Source organism: Thermoanaerobacterium sp. PSU-2, assembly GCF_002102475.1.
GTDB lineage: Bacteria > Bacillota > Thermoanaerobacteria > Thermoanaerobacterales > Thermoanaerobacteraceae > Thermoanaerobacterium.
This window is the reverse complement of record NZ_MSQD01000005.1, coordinates 116,384-133,455: the sequence shown is the minus strand read 5'-3', so window position 1 is coordinate 133,455 and position 17,072 is coordinate 116,384. Positions and strand designations below refer to the sequence as shown.

The following is a 17,072-nucleotide window of genomic DNA, read 5'->3' as shown; positions in this document are numbered from 1 at the left end:
TTATGTGTATTGCTGTCGCACAAAAGGTAGTAAAAATCGATGGAGATGTGGCAGAGACTGAATTAAACGGACTAAAAAGAAGGGTGTCCATATCAATGGTACCTGATGTCAAGATTGGAGATTATGTCATGGTTCACGCAGGTGTGGCAATAAGCATTGTAGATAAAGAGACGGCTGAAGAAGATCTAAGGCTTTGGGAAGAAATGGAGGAAGCTTTGAGAGAAAGCTTCAAACAAAAATAAGAAAGGAAAGGTATTTCTATGCAAGGCATCATAAATACAGCCAAAGAGCTTATAGATAGGTATAATACTGGAGAATCTATTAAAATAATGGAAGTCTGCGGTTCTCACACTATGGCTATATCGAAATACGGCTTAAGGCAGATATTGCCGCCAAATATAAAACTCATATCGGGGCCAGGATGTCCTGTCTGTGTGACGGCACAAAATGAGATTGATGCATCAATATCTTTGGCAAGTCAAGGAGTGACTATTGCCACATTTGGAGATTTGGTAAGAGTGCCTGGAAATGATTCTTCGCTGCAAGAGGAGAGGGCGAAAGGCAGAGATGTGAGGGTGTTTTATTCACCACTTGATGCACTGGATTATGCTATGGCAAACCCAAGTAAAGAGGTAGTTTTTATTGGGATAGGCTTTGAGACGACAATCCCGTCTGTCGCCATGACTATAAAAGAAGCGTACACAAAAAAAATAAAGAATTACAGTGTGTATTGTCTTCATAAGACAATGCCAAAGGCATTGGAGGCACTTGTTGTAAATGGATCAGACATTCAGGGATTTCTACTTCCAGGCCATGTAAGTGCCATAACAGGAAGCACTATATATAATTTTTTGGTTGATAGATACAATATTGGCGGTGTCGTATCTGGATTTGAAGCAACAGACATATTGATGAGCGTCGTAATGATTTTAAAAAACTTAAAAGATCCTAAGATAGAAATTCAGTATAAAAGGGTCGTAAAAGAGGAAGGAAATACTTATGCACAAAGATTGATGGATGAAGTCTTTGAAGAAAGCGATGCTGAATGGAGAGGCCTTGGCATGATAGAAGGATCAGGGCTTAGGATACGTGATAAGTACAGCGAATACGATGCAGAGAAAAAATTTAAGATTAAAAAGCCCAATAGCAGTACAGAGATAAAAGGCTGTCGATGCGGTGATGTGCTGAAAGGGATTATAACGCCAAAACAATGCCCACTGTTTGGCAAAGCTTGCACACCTTTAAATCCTGTTGGTCCCTGCATGGTTTCATCAGAAGGATCTTGTGCGGCGTACTACAAGTACGGCGAGTAAAATCGAGGAGGAACGGTATATGGATAAGGTATTGATGTCACACGGTGGCGGTGGTTCGATGATGCAAAGCTTCATAAGCGAAATATTCATAGAAAAGTTCAATAACGAATATCTAAATCAGATGGAAGATGCAGCATTGCTGCCAGGCAAGACTGTTTTTACTACAGACAGCTTTGTAGTAAAGCCTGTTTTCTTTCCAGGTGGTGACATTGGAAGGTTGGCAATATGCGGTACTGTAAATGATATTTCCATGCGTGGTGCAAAGCCTCTTTTCTTGAGTGCATCATTTATAATTGAAGAGGGATTTCCGGTTGATGACATTAAAAAGATAGTCGGCTCTATGGTAGATGCCGCTAATGAAGCTGGTGTACAAATTGTGACAGGTGATACAAAGGTCGTGGAGAAAAACAGTGCAGATGGAATCTTCATAAATACTGCCGGAATAGGCATTTTACCTGATGGAGCTTACGTGTCTATTAAAAACGGAAAACCTGGAGATGTAGTGATAGTTTCGGGGACAATTGGAGATCATGGGATGGCAGTGATGGGTGCCAGGGAAGGGCTTGATTTTGACCCTCCTCTTCTTTCTGATGTGTCACCTTTAAATAAAATGGTGGAGAAGCTTATGGCTCTTAGAGATGCTGTGAAAATCTTAAGAGATCCTACAAGGGGCGGTGTTGCGGAAGTTCTGTACGAGATAGCTGGCATGAGCAATGTGGGAATCAAAATACATGAAGATAAGCTGCCTGTGAAAGAAAGCGTAAAATCGGCTTGTAGTATGTTAGGCATCGATTATCTGCACCTTGCCAATGAAGGAAAGCTTGTGTGTGTAGTTGATAAAGATTTTGCTTATAAGGCATTGGAAATAATGAAAGAGGATAAATACGGTAAAGATGCCGCCATTATCGGCGAAATCGATGATTCTGGTCTTGTGACGATAGAAACAGTCTATGGCACAAATAGAATCGTTGATAGACCAATTGGCGAACTTCTCCCCAGAATATGCTGAAGAAAGCAGGGCCATGCCCTGCTTTCTTATGCTATAAAATTATGTTTTCCTATTGCAACGCTTACTTTTTTTGATTTAATCCAATCGTTTGTTGCTGTATACGTATTGTAAAAGTACAGAGAACCATCTGTCGGGTCTTCTCCTTCCAATGCTTTTAAAGCTGAAATAATACATTCCTCGTCTATGTTTTCTACATTGAATATGCGGTTATTTGTTACGCTTTCAAATTGTCCAGGCTCAAATATGACTTCAGATATTGTATCAGGGAAATTTTGATTTTGCACTCTGTTTACGACGACGGCTCCTATGGCAACTTTTCCAATCATTGGTTCGCTTTCGCCTTCTGCCTGAATTAATTTTGCTAAAAGCAAAACATCATTGTAATCAGCATTTACTATGAATGAGTGTTTTTTTATATCAATCGATTTCTTATTCATATAATACATCTCCATGAGAATTTTTAAAAATTATTTTGATTATATATATGCAATTTCAGCATTATATGTTAAAGTATTTATATCGGATTCTTTTAAAGCCAATTTGATTGAAAGGAACGGTCTTTATGATCATTCGAAAAGCTAATATAGATGATATTGAAAGGATAAATGACATATACAATCAAGCTGTATTAAACACAACAGCAACAATTGATACTGAACCAAGGCCATTAGAGTATCATAAAAAGTGGTTTGAGGCCCACAATGACAGATATGCTGTTTTTGTGGCAATAGAAGACGACATTGTTGTAGGCTGGGCGTCATTATCCATTTGGTCTGAAAAATGCGGCTATAGGGCTGTGGCGGAAGACTCGATTTACGTTGATGAGTCGTACAAGGGACGTGGCATTGGGGATAAATTAATCAAGAAGATTATAGAACACGCAAAGGAAAATGAATTTCACACTATAATAGCCAGAATATCTGAAGGCAACGATGTAAGCATTCACTTGCACGAAAAGTACGGCTTCAAAATTGTTGGTACATTAAAGGAATTAGGTTACAAGTTTAATAGATACCTGGATATTCACATATTGCAGTTGATTTTGTAAAAAATAATACCAGGTGAATAAAAAATATTAAGGAGACAAAAGATTAATGGATTTTAAGGAACTAAATTTAAATGAAAAAATTTTAAAAGCTATCGACGATATGGGATTTGAAGAGCCATCTAAAATACAGTCGGAAGTAATACCTGTGTTGTTGCAGGGCTCAGATGTAATAGGACAGGCAGAGACAGGAACCGGCAAGACGCTGGCGTACGGTGCACCTATCATAAACAATATTGGTTCAAATGAGGGGAAAGTGTTTTGCCTTGTTTTGACTCCTACAAGAGAGTTGGCAATACAAGTAAATGATGAATTGGCCCGCATTGGAAAGTATTCTAAAGTGAGATTGCTTCCTGTCTATGGTGGCGTGCAAATAGATAGGCAAATTAAAGCAATAAAAAGAGGCGTAGATATAATAATTGGCACTCCAGGCAGAGTTCTGGACCTTATTAAGAGGGATATATTGAGATTGAACGATGTGAAGTACCTTGTTTTAGATGAAGCAGATGAAATGCTGGATATGGGGTTTATAGACGATATTAAAGAAATCATAAACCATACAAATAAAGAAAGACAGACCATGATGTTTTCTGCCACGATGCCGGATGAAATAAAGAATCTTGCAAAGAAATACATGAAAAGCGATGCAAAATTTATTTCTATCGTAAAAAAGACTATGACCGTTTCAACAGTCCAGCATTTTTATTACGAGGTGAAAAACCAAGAAAGGTTTGAATCTCTTTGCAGAATATTAGATGTTGAAGAGCCGTCAAGCACGATAATTTTCTGCAAAACGAAAAAGGAAGTTGATGAGCTTACAGAAAATATGCAGTCGAGAGGATACAATGTTGAAGGTATGCATGGTGATATGAGCCAAAATCAAAGGATAAATACGCTTAGGAAATTCAAAGAAGGTATTTTGGATTTCTTAGTGGCGACTGATGTAGCAGCAAGAGGCATAGATATTGAGAATGTGACACATGTCATAAATTACAATCTGCCACAAGATGTAGAATCGTATGTTCACAGAATTGGCAGGACAGGAAGAGCAAATCGAAGTGGTGTCGCTTATACATTAGTGACATCAAGGGAGTATCCAGCATTGAAGAGGATAGAAAAAGCCACAAGATGCAAAATAAAGCGAAAAGAACTGCCAACTGTAGATGACATATTGGAAGTTAAGTACAATAAAATGATAGCTGAAATCAAAAAGACATTGGAGAAAAATGATTATAAAAGGTTTGTGCCATTGGCAATGGAGCTTGACGAAGAATACAATCTTGTAGATGTTGCGGCAGCTTTGATGGATATGTATTATGGGGAAGATGTGTATAGAAATGACATTGAACGGGATTATTTAAGGCTGTTTATCAATTTAGGAAGAAAAGACAAATTCAATAAGAGGACGGCAATTAAGCTTTTTTCAGATTGCCGCATCTCAAAAAATGATATACAGGATATAGACATATTTGAAAAATTTTCGTTTGTAAATGTGGCCAGAAGCGCTGCAAAAAATATAATTGACCAATTATCTGGTAAAACAATCGATGGTAAAAGAATAAGCGTAGAGATTTCAAAGCCCAGAAAATAATTTTAAAAGACTGCCAATACGGCAGTCTTTTAAATAGTCACATGTTTAAATAAAGCGCTTTATTATACTCATCCATGATAGTACCAATTAAATCTTTAACGGGTATTATCTTATCCGCTCTATAGGCATTGGCCCCGGCAAATGCAAATCCATTTGCCATAAGTCCTTTTTGAGCGTTTATAAGTGCTTGCGATATACAGTAAGGGCTTTTTTTATAGTCACACGTCTTAATGCAGTGATACAAGCACTTATATGGTTTTCTTTCACCTGATTTTACATCATTAAGGAACTTATTAATGATTGCTCTACCTGGCATACCGACAGGACTCTCTATTATAGCTATATCTTCTTTTTTGCAGTTTAGATATGACTTTTTAAATTCATCTGACGCATCGCATTCATCGGTTGTGACAAAACGCGTGGCCATTTGTACACCAGCAGCACCCATTTTTAGATATTTGTATATGTCTTCACCTGTATATATTCCACCAGCAGCAATGACAGGTATTTGCTTTCCTGAGATTTTCTCATATTGTCTTGTTTTTTCTAATACGTCTTTTAGTATTTTATCAAGAGAATAGTCAGGATTTGATATTTGCTCATTTGAATATCCTAAGTGACCACCAGCCATTGGACCTTCAACGACAACAGCATCTGGCAAATAATCGTATTTTTGCAGCCATCTTTTTGCTATAAGATTGAATGCCCTTTCAGATGAAACAATAGGTACTAATTTAGTTTTAGATGTTTTATTCAAAAATTTAGGGAGATTTAATGGAAGTCCTGCGCCGGAAAAGATTATATCAATTCCTTCATCTATTGATGTTTTAACCATATCAGCAAAATTTGAAAGTGCTACCATTATATTAACGCCAATTATACCTTTAGTTTTTTCTCTGGCTTTCTTAATTTCCTTTCTAAGTGCCCTTATATTTGCCTCAATGTAATTTGTAGCAAAATCTTTTTCCAACATGCCAATACCTGCTGCAGATATTACGCCGATGCCACCTTCATTGGCTACGGCAGAAGCGAGATTGTTTAGTGACACTCCTACGCCCATTCCACCTTGGATTATTGGTAATTTTGCCACTAAATCGCCGATTTTTAAACTTTTAATATTGATATCTATTGTAAATTCCTCCTCATATGATTTTATAAAGTTACTCTAACATTATTTTGATGGAGAGTCAAGAAAAAAATTGCATTCCTTTTTTTATGGTGTTTAACTTTATAAATACATCATTTGTATTAAGGAAAGTGACAGTAATTATATGAGGGCTTCACAAGAGATTAAATAATTTATATACTATATGTGTAGCGAATAAAGGGAGAAGGAGTGCTTAAAGTGTTTGAAGCAGTTATTTTTGATATGGATGGTGTATTAATCGACAGTGAGCCACTGCACATACAATTGGAAGAAGAGATTTTCAAGGAAATAGGAGCCAATATATCTTTTGATGAGCATATTTCGTTTGTGGGGACAACGTCTCACTATATGTGGGAATATGTAAAGAATAAGTGCAATGTGCCGCTTACGGTTGAAGAACTTGTTGAGATGGACAGAAAAAGGTATTTTGACTATATATCAGAAAATGACGATGCAGTAAAACCTATAGAAGGCATAGACGAAATTGTAAAAGAATTGTATTCAAGAGAAGTGAAACTTGCAGTTGCTTCATCATCACCTATTGATGTAATTGAACTTGTTGTAAAAAGACTCAAGCTTGAAAGCTATTTTGACGAGCTTGTATCAGGTGATTTTGTACAGAGAAGTAAGCCATATCCTGATATTTTTCTTTATGCGGCAGAAAAACTTAATATTGCACCTGAAAGGTGCATAGTAATAGAGGACTCAAATAAAGGAGTTTTGGCTGCAAAAAGCGCTGGCATGAAAGTAGTGGGATTTATAAATCCTAATTCGGGAGATCAAGACATAAGTATGGCGGACATGGTTATACGTTCATTCTCTGAATTGAACTACGAAAAATTGCAAAATATATAAAATTGTTACATATGCTTGGAGGATTTTTAAGATTTGTGTAGAAATATATATTTGTTGTGTATTGTTGGAAATTTGAAAGGAATTGATACAATGGAGCAGTACGATGTTTTTCTTATAAATCCTCCATCATCAAGTATGAAAGATAAATACGAACATTTAGGACTTGCATATATAGCAGCTTTTCTTAGAAAAGAGCACATCAGTGTAAAGATAGTGGACATGCCACTTTATGATTTATTTCCAGATGATGTTATTTACGATATAAAGCAAGACAAGCCAAAATTGATAGGTGTAAGCATACCATTTCAAGATAGTGCGATTGAAGCTTTAAGGTTCATAAAAAGAATAAAAGAGACGGGTTATAAAGGGCATTTGTCTGTAGGTGGCATATACCCTACTTTTTCATACGATGAGATATTGATGGAGTGCCCTCAGATTGACACAGTTGTTTTAGGTGAAGGGGAGCTTACTTTTACAGAGCTTGCAAAAAAGATACTAAAAGATGAAGAATGGAAGGATATAGAAGGCATAGCTTATAAGGACGGCGATACTTTAAAGGTAAATGACAAAAGACCTCTCATAGATGACCTTGATAGTATGCCATATCCTGAAAGAGATACGCTTCCGATAGTAATCTTGAAGTCAGGTTTTGCATCAATACTTACATCAAGAGGATGCTATGGAAGATGCAGCTTTTGCAGCGTTGGGCCATTTTTTTCCCAGTTTGGACAAAAGTATAGGCAAAGAAGCGTAGAGAATGTCATTGATGAGATAAAAATACTATATGAAAAATACAATGTAAGAAATTTATTTTTCAACGATGCTGAGTTTGTAGGCGGTAAAGGCAAAAGTTATGAAAGGGCATATAGATTAGCCGAGGAAATCATAAGAAGCGGCATGAATATCAATTTTAGCATACAATGCAGAGTAAACGATGTAGATAAAGAGCTTTTTTCCATTCTAAAGAAGGCTGGGCTTAAAAGAGTATTTTTAGGTGTTGAATCAGGATCGCAAACAGTTCTTGACCGTTTTAAAAAAGATGTAAGGGTTGAGGACAATATAAATGCTTTAAAGATTTTAAATGATTTAGAGCTTTATATATCTATGGGATTTATCATGTTCGATCCGCATATAAATTTTAAAGAGCTTAGCGAAAACATTTCTTTTATAAATAATGCAGTGAAATTGATAGGCAAGGAAAGGCTTGACTATTACCCTGTAAGTAGACTCTTGCCATTAGCAGGGACAGAAATTGAAAGAGATATGAAAGAAAAAGGCTTGTATAAAGGGAATTCTTTAAACTACAATTATGAATTTGATGACAAGGCTATTGGATTTATTTACAATTTATCACATGGAGTGTTCAATTTAGTCGGCAATTTAAAATCAAGGTTTAAAGGAAGTAGCGATATCAATACTAAATGGATAAAAAGATAAGCCGTAAGTGGCTTATCTTAATCGTATATTGTATTTCTTTCGTATCTATAACCTGTGTAATCTATATGATTTGCTACTTTAGCTTTTTTAGGCAGTTTGACGTCTTTTAATACTTCTTCTTTAAACTTTTTAAATCCTTCCCTATCGACAATATATCCAACATGCTCTTTATCTAAGGTTCTGTCGATGTATTTATCGATAAAGTCGTACATGTTTTTTATTATTTTTAGCACAGATTCTTCGTCTGCCCACTCAATAAATGTCTGCGCCAGTCTTGGGTTTTTCTTGCCTGTTCTACCCATTATGACGAGTCTATAGTACTTTTCGCCTCTTGTCCATGCAGAAGTTGGACACTTCAATATGCATTCGCCGCAACCAATGCATCTATTGGGATCCCTTACGACTTTGAAGTTTTCAAAAGTAAGGGCACCAGTCACTCTTCTTTTACAGTTCTTTACACATGCTTGACACCCGATACATCTTGATGGATCGTAAATTGGTTCAACTTGACCTATGATGCCTATGTCTTGCATGTGGGCTTTTATGCAATCATTGGGGCAACCAGTGACTGCGATTTTTACGTGATAGTCATTAGGGTATATTAGCTTTTCTATCTTTAATGCAAGTGCTGTTGTATCGTAGTTGGCAAATGGGCATACCCGATTACCGATGCAAGCCGACACGTTTCTTGTGCCTGCGGCAGGGTATCCTCCTTCTTCATCTTCTATTTGGACACCTTCATCTTTAAGTCCTCTTATAATGGGGGATATAAGTTCATTTATCTCGTCAATTTTCTCCATTGATATTCCTGGTATTTCGAAGCCTTGACGCGTGGTAATGTGAACAGTTCCATTGCCGTACTTTTCAGCTACTTCCTTTATTATGTCGAGATACTTTATATTTAGATCTCCACCGGGAACCCTTATTCTAAGAGCTGTTATGCCTCTTTGCTTTGTCACTCTATATGCATTTTTCTTTAAGAGTTTTGTATCGATATCGAGAATCATTATTTCACCCCTTTAATCGAGAAGTTGTTTAGATTTTGTAAAGTTGAACACAGGACCTTCAAGGCAAACGTATGTTTCATTTATCTTGCAATGGCCACATTTTCCTATGCCGCATGACATCTTTCTTTCGAAAGATACCCATATATTTACCTCTGGTATACCTCGCTTTAAAAATTCAAGGCATGTAAATTTCATCATCATAGGTGGACCTACGACAATTACGATCGTATCATTAGGGCTTTCGATACTTAAATCTGGTATAAATTTTGTGATTAAACCTGTATTTCCTGTCCACGTTTCATCTCCATTGTCAACAGTCAATAAGACATCAAAACTTTTTCCCCATTTTTTTATTTCATCTTCAAAGAGTATGTCTTTCGGGGATTTAAAACCTACCAAAATATTGAGTTTTTTTATCTCTTTAGGATTTCTGTAATACCTGTTTATTATGCTTTTGACAGGTGCAAGACCTGTACCGCCAGCGGCGATCACTACATTTTTATCTTTAAAATCTTCAATAGGGAATCCGTAGCCATATGGGCCTCTTATAAACAAGAAATCTCCCGGTTTTAATTCATGTATAGCATCTGTTACAGTGCCTACTTTTCTTATGGTAAGTTCGATGTATTCATCAGTGTAATCGCTTATCGATATTGGGGCTTCACCGATTTTGGGTATAGATACTTGTAAAAATTGTCCATGTTTTGGCATAATATTGGATTTTAGCCTAAAAGTATAATCGATATCCGTTTGAGGAATTATAGACAATATTTCTGCTTTTCTTGGCATATATATATTTGCCATTTTGATTCACCTCTCTACTGCATCAGTGACTTTTGACACGATCTTTATAAATGAAATGTACTCTGGACATACATCGTCACACCTTCCGCATCCTACGCACATTGTTGTGCCAAAGCGTTTTTTGTAGTCGTATATCTTGTGCATCACCTTAAACCTCATTCTTTCACCGTATTTTTGCCTGTAGCTGTGACCTCCTGCCACATCAGTAAATCCATCTACCATGCAGCTAGCCCATACCCGCCTTCTCTCTCCGCATTTAGGGTTATCTTTGTAAAATATATCTTGCATTGAAAAGCAACTGCATGTAGGACATGATACAGTACATCTTCCGCAAGCTATGCATCTTTTCGTGTATTCGTCCCACAATTCATGATTAAATACATATTCTATATTTCGAGATATTTTGTCTACATCAGGCAATTTAATTTCGATTTCATTTTTTTCTATAAATTCTGGAGTGAATTCCACTTCTTTGCCTGAAAAAGCATAGCTAAACTCGTCGTTTTTTACATCGCATGTTATCTTGTCATTGTCAAACCGGAAAAAAACATCATAATCTAAAAACTTGTTAGAACCTGTTGACACACAGAAACAAGTAGAAAAGCCTTTTGTGCACTCTATGACAAAGAACTTGACTTTATCTCTCAGCCTTTTGTAATAATTATCTTCATAAGGACCATTTTTTAGAAAAATATTGTCTAATTTTAGATATGAGTTAGCATCGCAAGGTCTTAAAAAGACGATGATTCCTTTATCGTCAATTTCAGGTTCTTTGTATTCATCTTCTGTAAAGTAAAATAGGGTTTGTGTTATAGGGTAAATCACCTCTTTTGGGGAATACCTTGATTTTTCGCTTAATTCTATATCTCGATAGGAAGAAATTTCTCCGTATGTCACAAGATCAGTATCAGAAAATGAACCTTTTCCTTTTAACCTTATAGGAGCAAATATTTTGTAATCTTTGCTTAATATTTTCAGGGCATCGTCAAAACTTTTTACATCTAATTCAATACCCATCATATCACCTCGTATTGCTGTTTTCATGACTAATGGTTATTTATTTAACAAAATTTTATCATAAAATCGCAAATTTTTATGTGATATATCTCACAAATAATATAAAAACTCCCTCAAAAGAGGGAGTATATCAATTGTATATTTGCTTTGAAGTGCAATTGCTGTAATTATGATAATGGTCTTTATCGTAAGATGTTCTGCCATCCATTTTGTGGACGTGGCCATCTTTAGTCCTTATGGCAGGTCCTGTGTATCCATTTACATAGTGTTTATGATTTTTGGCTATAGACGTGTACCCAGAGTAATAGTGTATATGGCTTGTGCCATATGGTATGGCATAGCTGGTACATCCTTTGTAATCATGGTTGTGCTCTAACACTGTGCTGGTTGTACCAAAATAATCGTGGTAATGCTTATCTCCATCTGACATAATATATACCTCCAAAATATATTATTGTATTTTACATTATATGTTTGATAGTGATATAGTGATAATATATAAGCAATAAGACCAAATTAAGAGAGGTGTAAATTGATGAATAAAAAATTAGTAACTAAAGAAAGCATTCTTATAAGCTTGGCAGTATTATTGATTGCTGTAATTGCAATCATGTCATTGACAGGCTTACAGGATAAAAATAAAAATGAAGATATAATTAAAATAAAACAATTAATTAGTGATGCAGAAAACATGGAAGCCTCAGTTTGTATTTTGCCAGAAGCGTATACAACTTCACCAGATATAGATGTTCCAAGTGACGTTGCAGATGCTATGTACCAAAGGGTTGTTTCAGAAGCAGAAAAATATTATAGTGCAAAGTCTGGAATTCTGGCTGACAGAATTCAGATTTTACAAATGGGTGTTAAAGCTGAAATAGAAAGTAAAGATTATAGGGACAAGAATAATATAGTTGAAAAAATAAATTTTATCAGTGTTGATGTAAGCGGTGATACAGCGACTGTAATAGCTGATGTGACTGGACATTCAACCGCTGTAGGATTAGTTCCGGAAGGTATTGATATTAGCAAATACAAAACAAGTGATAAAAAAGAAGAAATGAAGCCGGAAATGAAAGCAAAATTACAAGAAGATATAAAGAATGCTCCAAAAAAATTAGTTATATTTACTCCGGGAGGAACGATGAGATTTTACTACAATTTAGCTAAAGAAGATGGAGTTTGGAAAATAACTTCAAGAAAAGGTGACTATCTACCCGGACAAGGACCATAAATATAAAAAATTTTTAAAAACTGTAACAAAATCCAGTGTAATCTGTTTTATAGGTATGTTATTTGGAGAGAACAATGATATAAAAATAATAATGACAGCTATAAACATAGGCATCATAGACACACATGGCAATATATTATAGAATGAAGTGTCTATTAAGAATTAATAATGGAACCTCATACTGTCGGGTTCCATTATTAATTCTATGAAAACTATTTTTTCTCTTTTCGTAAATGCAATAAGTGCATAAAAAACTCTCCAAATCTTAACCTTTCACCAATATAATTTGCTGCATTCATCAAAACTTTAATAATTATGATAAATAAAAGTAAAACATATATGAATTGTAAAATATACATAATATTGACCATAATTTTCCTCCACTTCAAAAATATTATTGTATTTTTATATATTATACAATATAGTTTAAAAAATGTATACATTTTTTAGAAGTTATAAAATCGAGATTTGATAAAAATTTCCTTTAAAATCTATGAATTTTTACTTTGATTTAAAAAATTTTTTATAAAAAACTGTAACGAATTTTATTTTAATTTGTTTTATATTTATGAGAGGAAAAAATAGTTAGGTAGATTTTGGGGTTATGTAGAGGTGATTAAAATAAATAAAGATAAACTAATCTCGTTAATAGTATTAATAATTTTGTCTTTATCAATTTTAATTGTAATAAGTGCAAAATATATTATTAGTCATAAATATATATATAATGAAAATATTAATACAAGTGCCATAAAAGCATTAAAAGAAAAGTTAAATGAATCTAACTGTATTACCGAATATAAAATTTATTATTCCAGACCTTATTTATATTTTTCTATAATTATTGATTCAAGGTGTAAAAAAGAAGATGCATTAAATGTTTTACATATAATTAGGGATTTTGCGATTAAAGAAGGTAATATGGAAGAATTAGAAGACAAATTTTATATACTGTCTATAGATGCCAGATTTTATAAAGATAAAAATATGAATAGCAAACCTATTTATTGGTTTTCTGGCAGTAGCAAAGATGGGTATAAAGTATGGTATGATGAAATTGGAAATGTGAAATTATTTGATTAAGTGTGTATTTTTATTCATCAATAATGCATGGCGGAGGGATTTTATGAAAAAAATAATAATAATATGCATTGCTATTGCTGTTACAGCAATAAGTTTGTATTTTTCTATTTTTATTACTTATAACATTGACAATACTAGAGAATCGGAGCGAAATGCTATAATTAAGAAAGTCTCTTTATTACAAAATAAAATGATTACAATTTCAGATTCTTCAAAAGACATTTTAAAAAATTCAATAAATATAGAAAAAACTATAACAATAGATAATGTTAAATTCACGCTTTTTTCTTATAGCATACCAAAAGTTAAATTTAAATTTGCTGGATATGCTATTTTAAAAAAAGGAATAAACAACAAATATAAAATCGAATCATTTGGGTATGGAACAAATCTTAATAATGATTGTATTATCAAAATTAATAAAGAGAATCATTTGGTTTTATATGGTATAAATTATAAAGGGAAAATAGCCAAAATTGTTGGCAAATATGATAATCGAAATTATGAGGTCAATATCAATAGAGATGATGAATTTTATTTAAAAGATTTTAAGCTAAACGAGATGATTGAGAATACTAATTCGATATCTATGAATTGGACATTATATGATAATAACTTGAATGACATTACAAATCAAATTAATAGAGAATACAATGAGGAGGTATTAAAATACTATGGAAAGTAAGAAAATTACTCATACTTTTATGTTAATAATAATTGTTTTATTGTTTATATTAGTTTTGGGCAATCGAACAAGTAGCGTACAATATGTCCCCAACAATAATGGATATGCAAGTCACAATATTGCCATAGTAAATATTGGTAATAATTGCATATTGATAATGGATCCTGATATAAATTCAGGTTCTTTTGGCAAGGTAATGGTATTAGAATATGATGAAAAAAATTTAAAATTTAAAGTGATTCAGGAAGAAGATTTAAGAAACGAATTTAGAGGTTTTTTAGGTTTATCAAAAAGATAAAGCAAAAAAGGATTGATTATGTCCAGTTTAATATAAAATTTCTATTTATTAATAAAATTGTTAATTAAAAGTGTAAAATTATTGGATGGTGTTAGTATGAACTTTGTGGCTATATTAGTTATGTTACAAGGGGCCTTGTATATATTAGACTCAATTATGAGGATGCTTGAAAGAGTAAACTTTAAAATTGGCAGTAATGTCATACTAAGCACAAATTTTTATTTTATTGGTATCATATTTGGAGCTGTATTTATTATATCATCAATTGGGTTATTAAAGAAAAGAAAATATGGATATTTTTTAGCATTATCTCTTTATACAATATTGATTATTTATTATTTAATGGCTATAGCATATTTAATTATTAACCAGCAGTATTTTTTGGCATTTTACTGTATTGCTGTAATGGCTGTTTTTTATATGATTATTAATTATATCAGGAAGAATAAATCAGGATTTACTAAATAGCTAAATATTTTTTAATACTCTAAAATTGCATAGATTTTAGCGAAATATGCAACAATGAACAATGACATGTTTATACAGTTCAAATAGGCACTAATGCAGGTATTGTGAGGAGTTGTTATAATTGGGATTAGGTATAATGATAGACATTAAAACTATTATGCCGGTGATAGTTTTAATATATGGATGGCTAATTTTTTATATGTGGAGAAAGAAACAACGCAGTATTGGATATATATTATGTTTTTCGATATTTTTCATATATTTGCTTTCTGTAGCTCACTATACTTTGTTTCCGATTCGATTATTCCAACACAATGACTTGATTAAAGATGGAGTTGATTGGAAAAACGGTTTAAACTTTATTCCATTTCGTGAATTGACATATTCTTATCTTAATTCAGTACAAGGATGGGGGAATGTGATAATTACCGTTCCTTTTGGTTTTGGACTGCCGTTTATAAGTAATGTCGATCTGAAATCAGTTATTTGGAAAGGGTTCTTATTTTCTATTTCGATAGAGCTTCTACAGTTTTTAGAAAACATATTTTATTTATCTGGTTATGTTGCCAGAAGGGTTGATACTAACGATGTAATACTAAATGCCTTAGGTGTATTATTAGGTTACTGTTTATTTTGTATACTTTCTTGGTTTTATATTAAAAGCATACCGCCAAATGAAAAGGTGAAAGGAGTGTGGGATCATATTCACAAAGTTTTAATTAAGAGAGAATTCTAGAAGTATATTACCTGGGCTGGTTTGGATAATATGATTAAAGAGGAGTTGGTGTGAGGATGAAATTTACTTTTCTTAAACGTATTTTGTTTGTTGCTATTTTTGCTGTTGTATGTACAGGATCCATCGCTTACGCTGTACAAGATGATGGAAAATCTGTAACCAAAGAAACTGTCATGCAAGCAGGATATTCTCAAGAAATGGACAATGGCATAATCATTTATAAAGATTCAGGTGGAGGCACTGTAATACATTTTCCTTATGTTCCGAAAATCAAGTTAAACGGGCAAGAGATAAAATTTACTAAGGAGCCATTTACTTTAATAGACGGAATTACAGTAGTACCGGCCCGTGAATTTTTTGAAAAATTAGGTGCAACAGTGAATTGGCATAGTGACAGTCAAACAATAACAGCAGAAAAAGATAGTACGACTGTAGAGTTGACAATAGGGTCAAAGGTAGCAAAAATAAATGATAAGATCAATGAACTTCCGGTGAAGGTGAGATTAGTCGATAATTGCACATATATCCCCCTAAGGGTTATAAGTGAAGCATTTGGATATAAAGTCGATTATAAAGATGGTGTTATAACAGTAGATGCTGCTCAAGGTAATTAAATATAGTGCATATCTATAATAAGTTGTTGACAAATGTAACTTACAAAATAAGGACAGAAAATAATCTGTCTTTATTTTTTTATCTTGCAATTGAGGAAAATTAAGAGGTAAAAATGCTTTTTCGTTTCTTAAAATGATATTTTCGTTCCTAAATTGACAATATTAAAATGAAATTTTGTATACTGAAATTGATAAAAATTTTTATAAAAAACTGTAACGAAATCCATTGTAAGTTGTTTTATATTTATGAAGGAAAAAATTAGTGAGGTGATAGTGTGTTTAAAAAATTCTTGTCTATTTTTGTGCTGACAATAATAATGGTGACATCACTTTCAACCACTGGTTTTGCGGATGATGGTATTTCAAAAAAATTAGTGACAAGTCCAATAACGCCTAATTGGATAGCCATATCCCAGTTTACTAACACATTCGACATATCATCGATGGGAAAATCAACTGTCGACAGCGTATTATATGCTTTCAGCGTCGACAAAATCAGAATTGATGCTTATCTTCAACAGTACAAGAACGGAAACTGGGTGACAATCAAAAGCTGGTCAACCACATCGACAGATATTAGCTGTTCCATAAGTGAAATATGGTATGTGGAAGAAGGGTATTATTACAGGCTTGTCACGAAAGGTACAGTTTATAGAAATGGAGTTCAATTAGAGCAAGCTAACTATACAAGCGATGCACGCTGGTATTAAAAGAGGATATTGCGATTAACGG

General features: G+C 33.6%; 21 protein-coding genes. 15 read left to right on the top strand and 6 right to left on the bottom strand.

Features of this window, described 5'->3' with window-relative positions:
• Nucleotides 1-2: 2 nt before the first annotated feature.
• The 3 genes from BVF91_RS05690 to hypE are packed head-to-tail and all read left to right on the top strand — an operon-like array spanning nt 3 to nt 2,322.
• Nucleotides 3-242 carry a HypC/HybG/HupF family hydrogenase formation chaperone gene (locus tag BVF91_RS05690; protein ID WP_085112501.1) on the top strand — a complete coding sequence of 80 codons (240 nt, stop codon included), beginning with the start codon at nt 3-5 and terminating at the stop codon, nt 240-242.
• Between the two features lie 18 nt (nt 243-260).
• Nucleotides 261-1,313 carry a hydrogenase formation protein HypD gene (gene hypD, locus BVF91_RS05685; RefSeq protein WP_085112500.1) on the top strand — a complete coding sequence of 351 codons (1,053 nt, stop codon included), beginning with the start codon at nt 261-263 and terminating at the stop codon, nt 1,311-1,313.
• A 19-nt stretch (nt 1,314-1,332) separates the two neighbouring features.
• A complete protein-coding gene (hypE, locus tag BVF91_RS05680) occupies nt 1,333-2,322 on the top strand; it encodes a hydrogenase expression/formation protein HypE (protein ID WP_085112499.1) in 990 nt (329 codons plus the stop codon).
• 26 nt (nt 2,323-2,348) lie between these two features.
• Here the strand turns inward: hypE and BVF91_RS05675 are convergent, their stop codons facing one another.
• Nucleotides 2,349-2,759 carry a cell wall hydrolase gene (locus BVF91_RS05675; protein WP_085112498.1) on the bottom strand — a complete coding sequence of 137 codons (411 nt, stop codon included), beginning with the start codon at nt 2,757-2,759 and terminating at the stop codon, nt 2,349-2,351.
• Between the two features lie 125 nt (nt 2,760-2,884).
• Between BVF91_RS05675 and BVF91_RS05670 the strand changes: the two genes are divergently transcribed.
• Together BVF91_RS05670 and BVF91_RS05665 are read left to right on the top strand one after the other, a co-directional pair.
• Nucleotides 2,885-3,370, top strand: a complete 486-nt coding sequence (locus tag BVF91_RS05670) for a GNAT family N-acetyltransferase (protein ID WP_085112497.1) — start codon at nt 2,885-2,887, stop codon at nt 3,368-3,370.
• A gap of 46 nt (nt 3,371-3,416) precedes the next feature.
• Nucleotides 3,417-4,958: a DEAD/DEAH box helicase gene (locus BVF91_RS05665; RefSeq protein ID WP_085112496.1), complete on the top strand. Its 1,542-nt coding sequence runs from the start codon at nt 3,417-3,419 to the stop codon at nt 4,956-4,958.
• A 37-nt stretch (nt 4,959-4,995) separates the two neighbouring features.
• Here BVF91_RS05665 and BVF91_RS05660 read toward each other — a convergent pair whose 3' ends face one another.
• Nucleotides 4,996-6,048: an NAD(P)H-dependent flavin oxidoreductase gene (locus tag BVF91_RS05660; RefSeq protein WP_276204894.1), complete on the bottom strand. Its 1,053-nt coding sequence runs from the start codon at nt 6,046-6,048 to the stop codon at nt 4,996-4,998.
• Between the two features lie 255 nt (nt 6,049-6,303).
• On the opposite strand from BVF91_RS05660, the gene BVF91_RS05655 reads away from it, so the two are divergent.
• Both BVF91_RS05655 and BVF91_RS05650 read left to right on the top strand, forming a co-directional pair.
• Complete coding sequence (locus BVF91_RS05655) at nt 6,304-6,960, top strand: HAD family hydrolase (protein ID WP_085112494.1); 657 nt, start codon at nt 6,304-6,306, stop codon at nt 6,958-6,960.
• Nucleotides 6,961-6,993: 33 nt separating this feature from the next.
• Entirely contained in the window at nt 6,994-8,397 is a 1,404-nt protein-coding gene (locus BVF91_RS05650) for a B12-binding domain-containing radical SAM protein (RefSeq protein WP_240495824.1), read from the top strand.
• A gap of 17 nt (nt 8,398-8,414) precedes the next feature.
• On the opposite strand, the gene asrC is transcribed toward BVF91_RS05650, so the two are convergent.
• From asrC to BVF91_RS05630, 4 genes are all read right to left on the bottom strand, one after another.
• Nucleotides 8,415-9,404, bottom strand: a complete 990-nt coding sequence (gene asrC, locus BVF91_RS05645) for a sulfite reductase subunit C (protein ID WP_085112493.1) — start codon at nt 9,402-9,404, stop codon at nt 8,415-8,417.
• Between the two features lie 12 nt (nt 9,405-9,416).
• Nucleotides 9,417-10,208: an anaerobic sulfite reductase subunit AsrB gene (gene asrB, locus BVF91_RS05640; RefSeq protein WP_085112492.1), complete on the bottom strand. Its 792-nt coding sequence runs from the start codon at nt 10,206-10,208 to the stop codon at nt 9,417-9,419.
• Nucleotides 10,209-10,214: 6 nt separating this feature from the next.
• Nucleotides 10,215-11,225 carry an anaerobic sulfite reductase subunit AsrA gene (gene asrA / locus BVF91_RS05635; RefSeq protein ID WP_085112491.1) on the bottom strand — a complete coding sequence of 337 codons (1,011 nt, stop codon included), beginning with the start codon at nt 11,223-11,225 and terminating at the stop codon, nt 10,215-10,217.
• A gap of 130 nt (nt 11,226-11,355) precedes the next feature.
• Entirely contained in the window at nt 11,356-11,655 is a 300-nt protein-coding gene (locus BVF91_RS05630) for a YmaF family protein (protein WP_085112490.1), read from the bottom strand.
• 105 nt (nt 11,656-11,760) lie between these two features.
• Between BVF91_RS05630 and BVF91_RS05625 the strand changes: the two genes are divergently transcribed.
• The 8 genes from BVF91_RS05625 to BVF91_RS05590 all read left to right on the top strand — a co-directional run bounded on the left by BVF91_RS05625 (nt 11,761) and on the right by BVF91_RS05590 (nt 17,050).
• The gene (locus BVF91_RS05625; protein ID WP_240495823.1) at nt 11,761-12,456 is read left to right on the top strand and encodes a hypothetical protein; all 696 of its coding nucleotides are present in this window, start codon (nt 11,761-11,763) and stop codon (nt 12,454-12,456) included.
• A gap of 612 nt (nt 12,457-13,068) precedes the next feature.
• Nucleotides 13,069-13,539: a hypothetical protein gene (locus BVF91_RS05620; protein ID WP_085112489.1), complete on the top strand. Its 471-nt coding sequence runs from the start codon at nt 13,069-13,071 to the stop codon at nt 13,537-13,539.
• Nucleotides 13,540-13,582: 43 nt separating this feature from the next.
• Nucleotides 13,583-14,224 carry a hypothetical protein gene (locus BVF91_RS05615; protein ID WP_085112488.1) on the top strand — a complete coding sequence of 214 codons (642 nt, stop codon included), beginning with the start codon at nt 13,583-13,585 and terminating at the stop codon, nt 14,222-14,224.
• A complete protein-coding gene (locus BVF91_RS05610) occupies nt 14,214-14,522 on the top strand; it encodes a hypothetical protein (RefSeq protein WP_085112487.1) in 309 nt (102 codons plus the stop codon). The genes BVF91_RS05615 and BVF91_RS05610 overlap by 11 nt, the downstream gene beginning before the upstream one ends.
• 96 nt (nt 14,523-14,618) lie before the next feature.
• Entirely contained in the window at nt 14,619-14,990 is a 372-nt protein-coding gene (locus BVF91_RS05605; protein WP_085112486.1) for a hypothetical protein, read from the top strand.
• A gap of 121 nt (nt 14,991-15,111) precedes the next feature.
• Nucleotides 15,112-15,726 carry a VanZ family protein gene (locus tag BVF91_RS05600; RefSeq protein ID WP_240495822.1) on the top strand — a complete coding sequence of 205 codons (615 nt, stop codon included), beginning with the start codon at nt 15,112-15,114 and terminating at the stop codon, nt 15,724-15,726.
• A 56-nt stretch (nt 15,727-15,782) separates the two neighbouring features.
• A complete protein-coding gene (locus tag BVF91_RS05595) occupies nt 15,783-16,340 on the top strand; it encodes a copper amine oxidase N-terminal domain-containing protein (RefSeq protein WP_240495821.1) in 558 nt (185 codons plus the stop codon).
• Between the two features lie 275 nt (nt 16,341-16,615).
• On the top strand, nt 16,616-17,050 hold the full coding sequence (locus BVF91_RS05590; protein WP_085112484.1) for a hypothetical protein: 435 nt from the start codon (nt 16,616-16,618) through the stop codon (nt 17,048-17,050).
• Nucleotides 17,051-17,072: the final 22 nt, after the last annotated feature.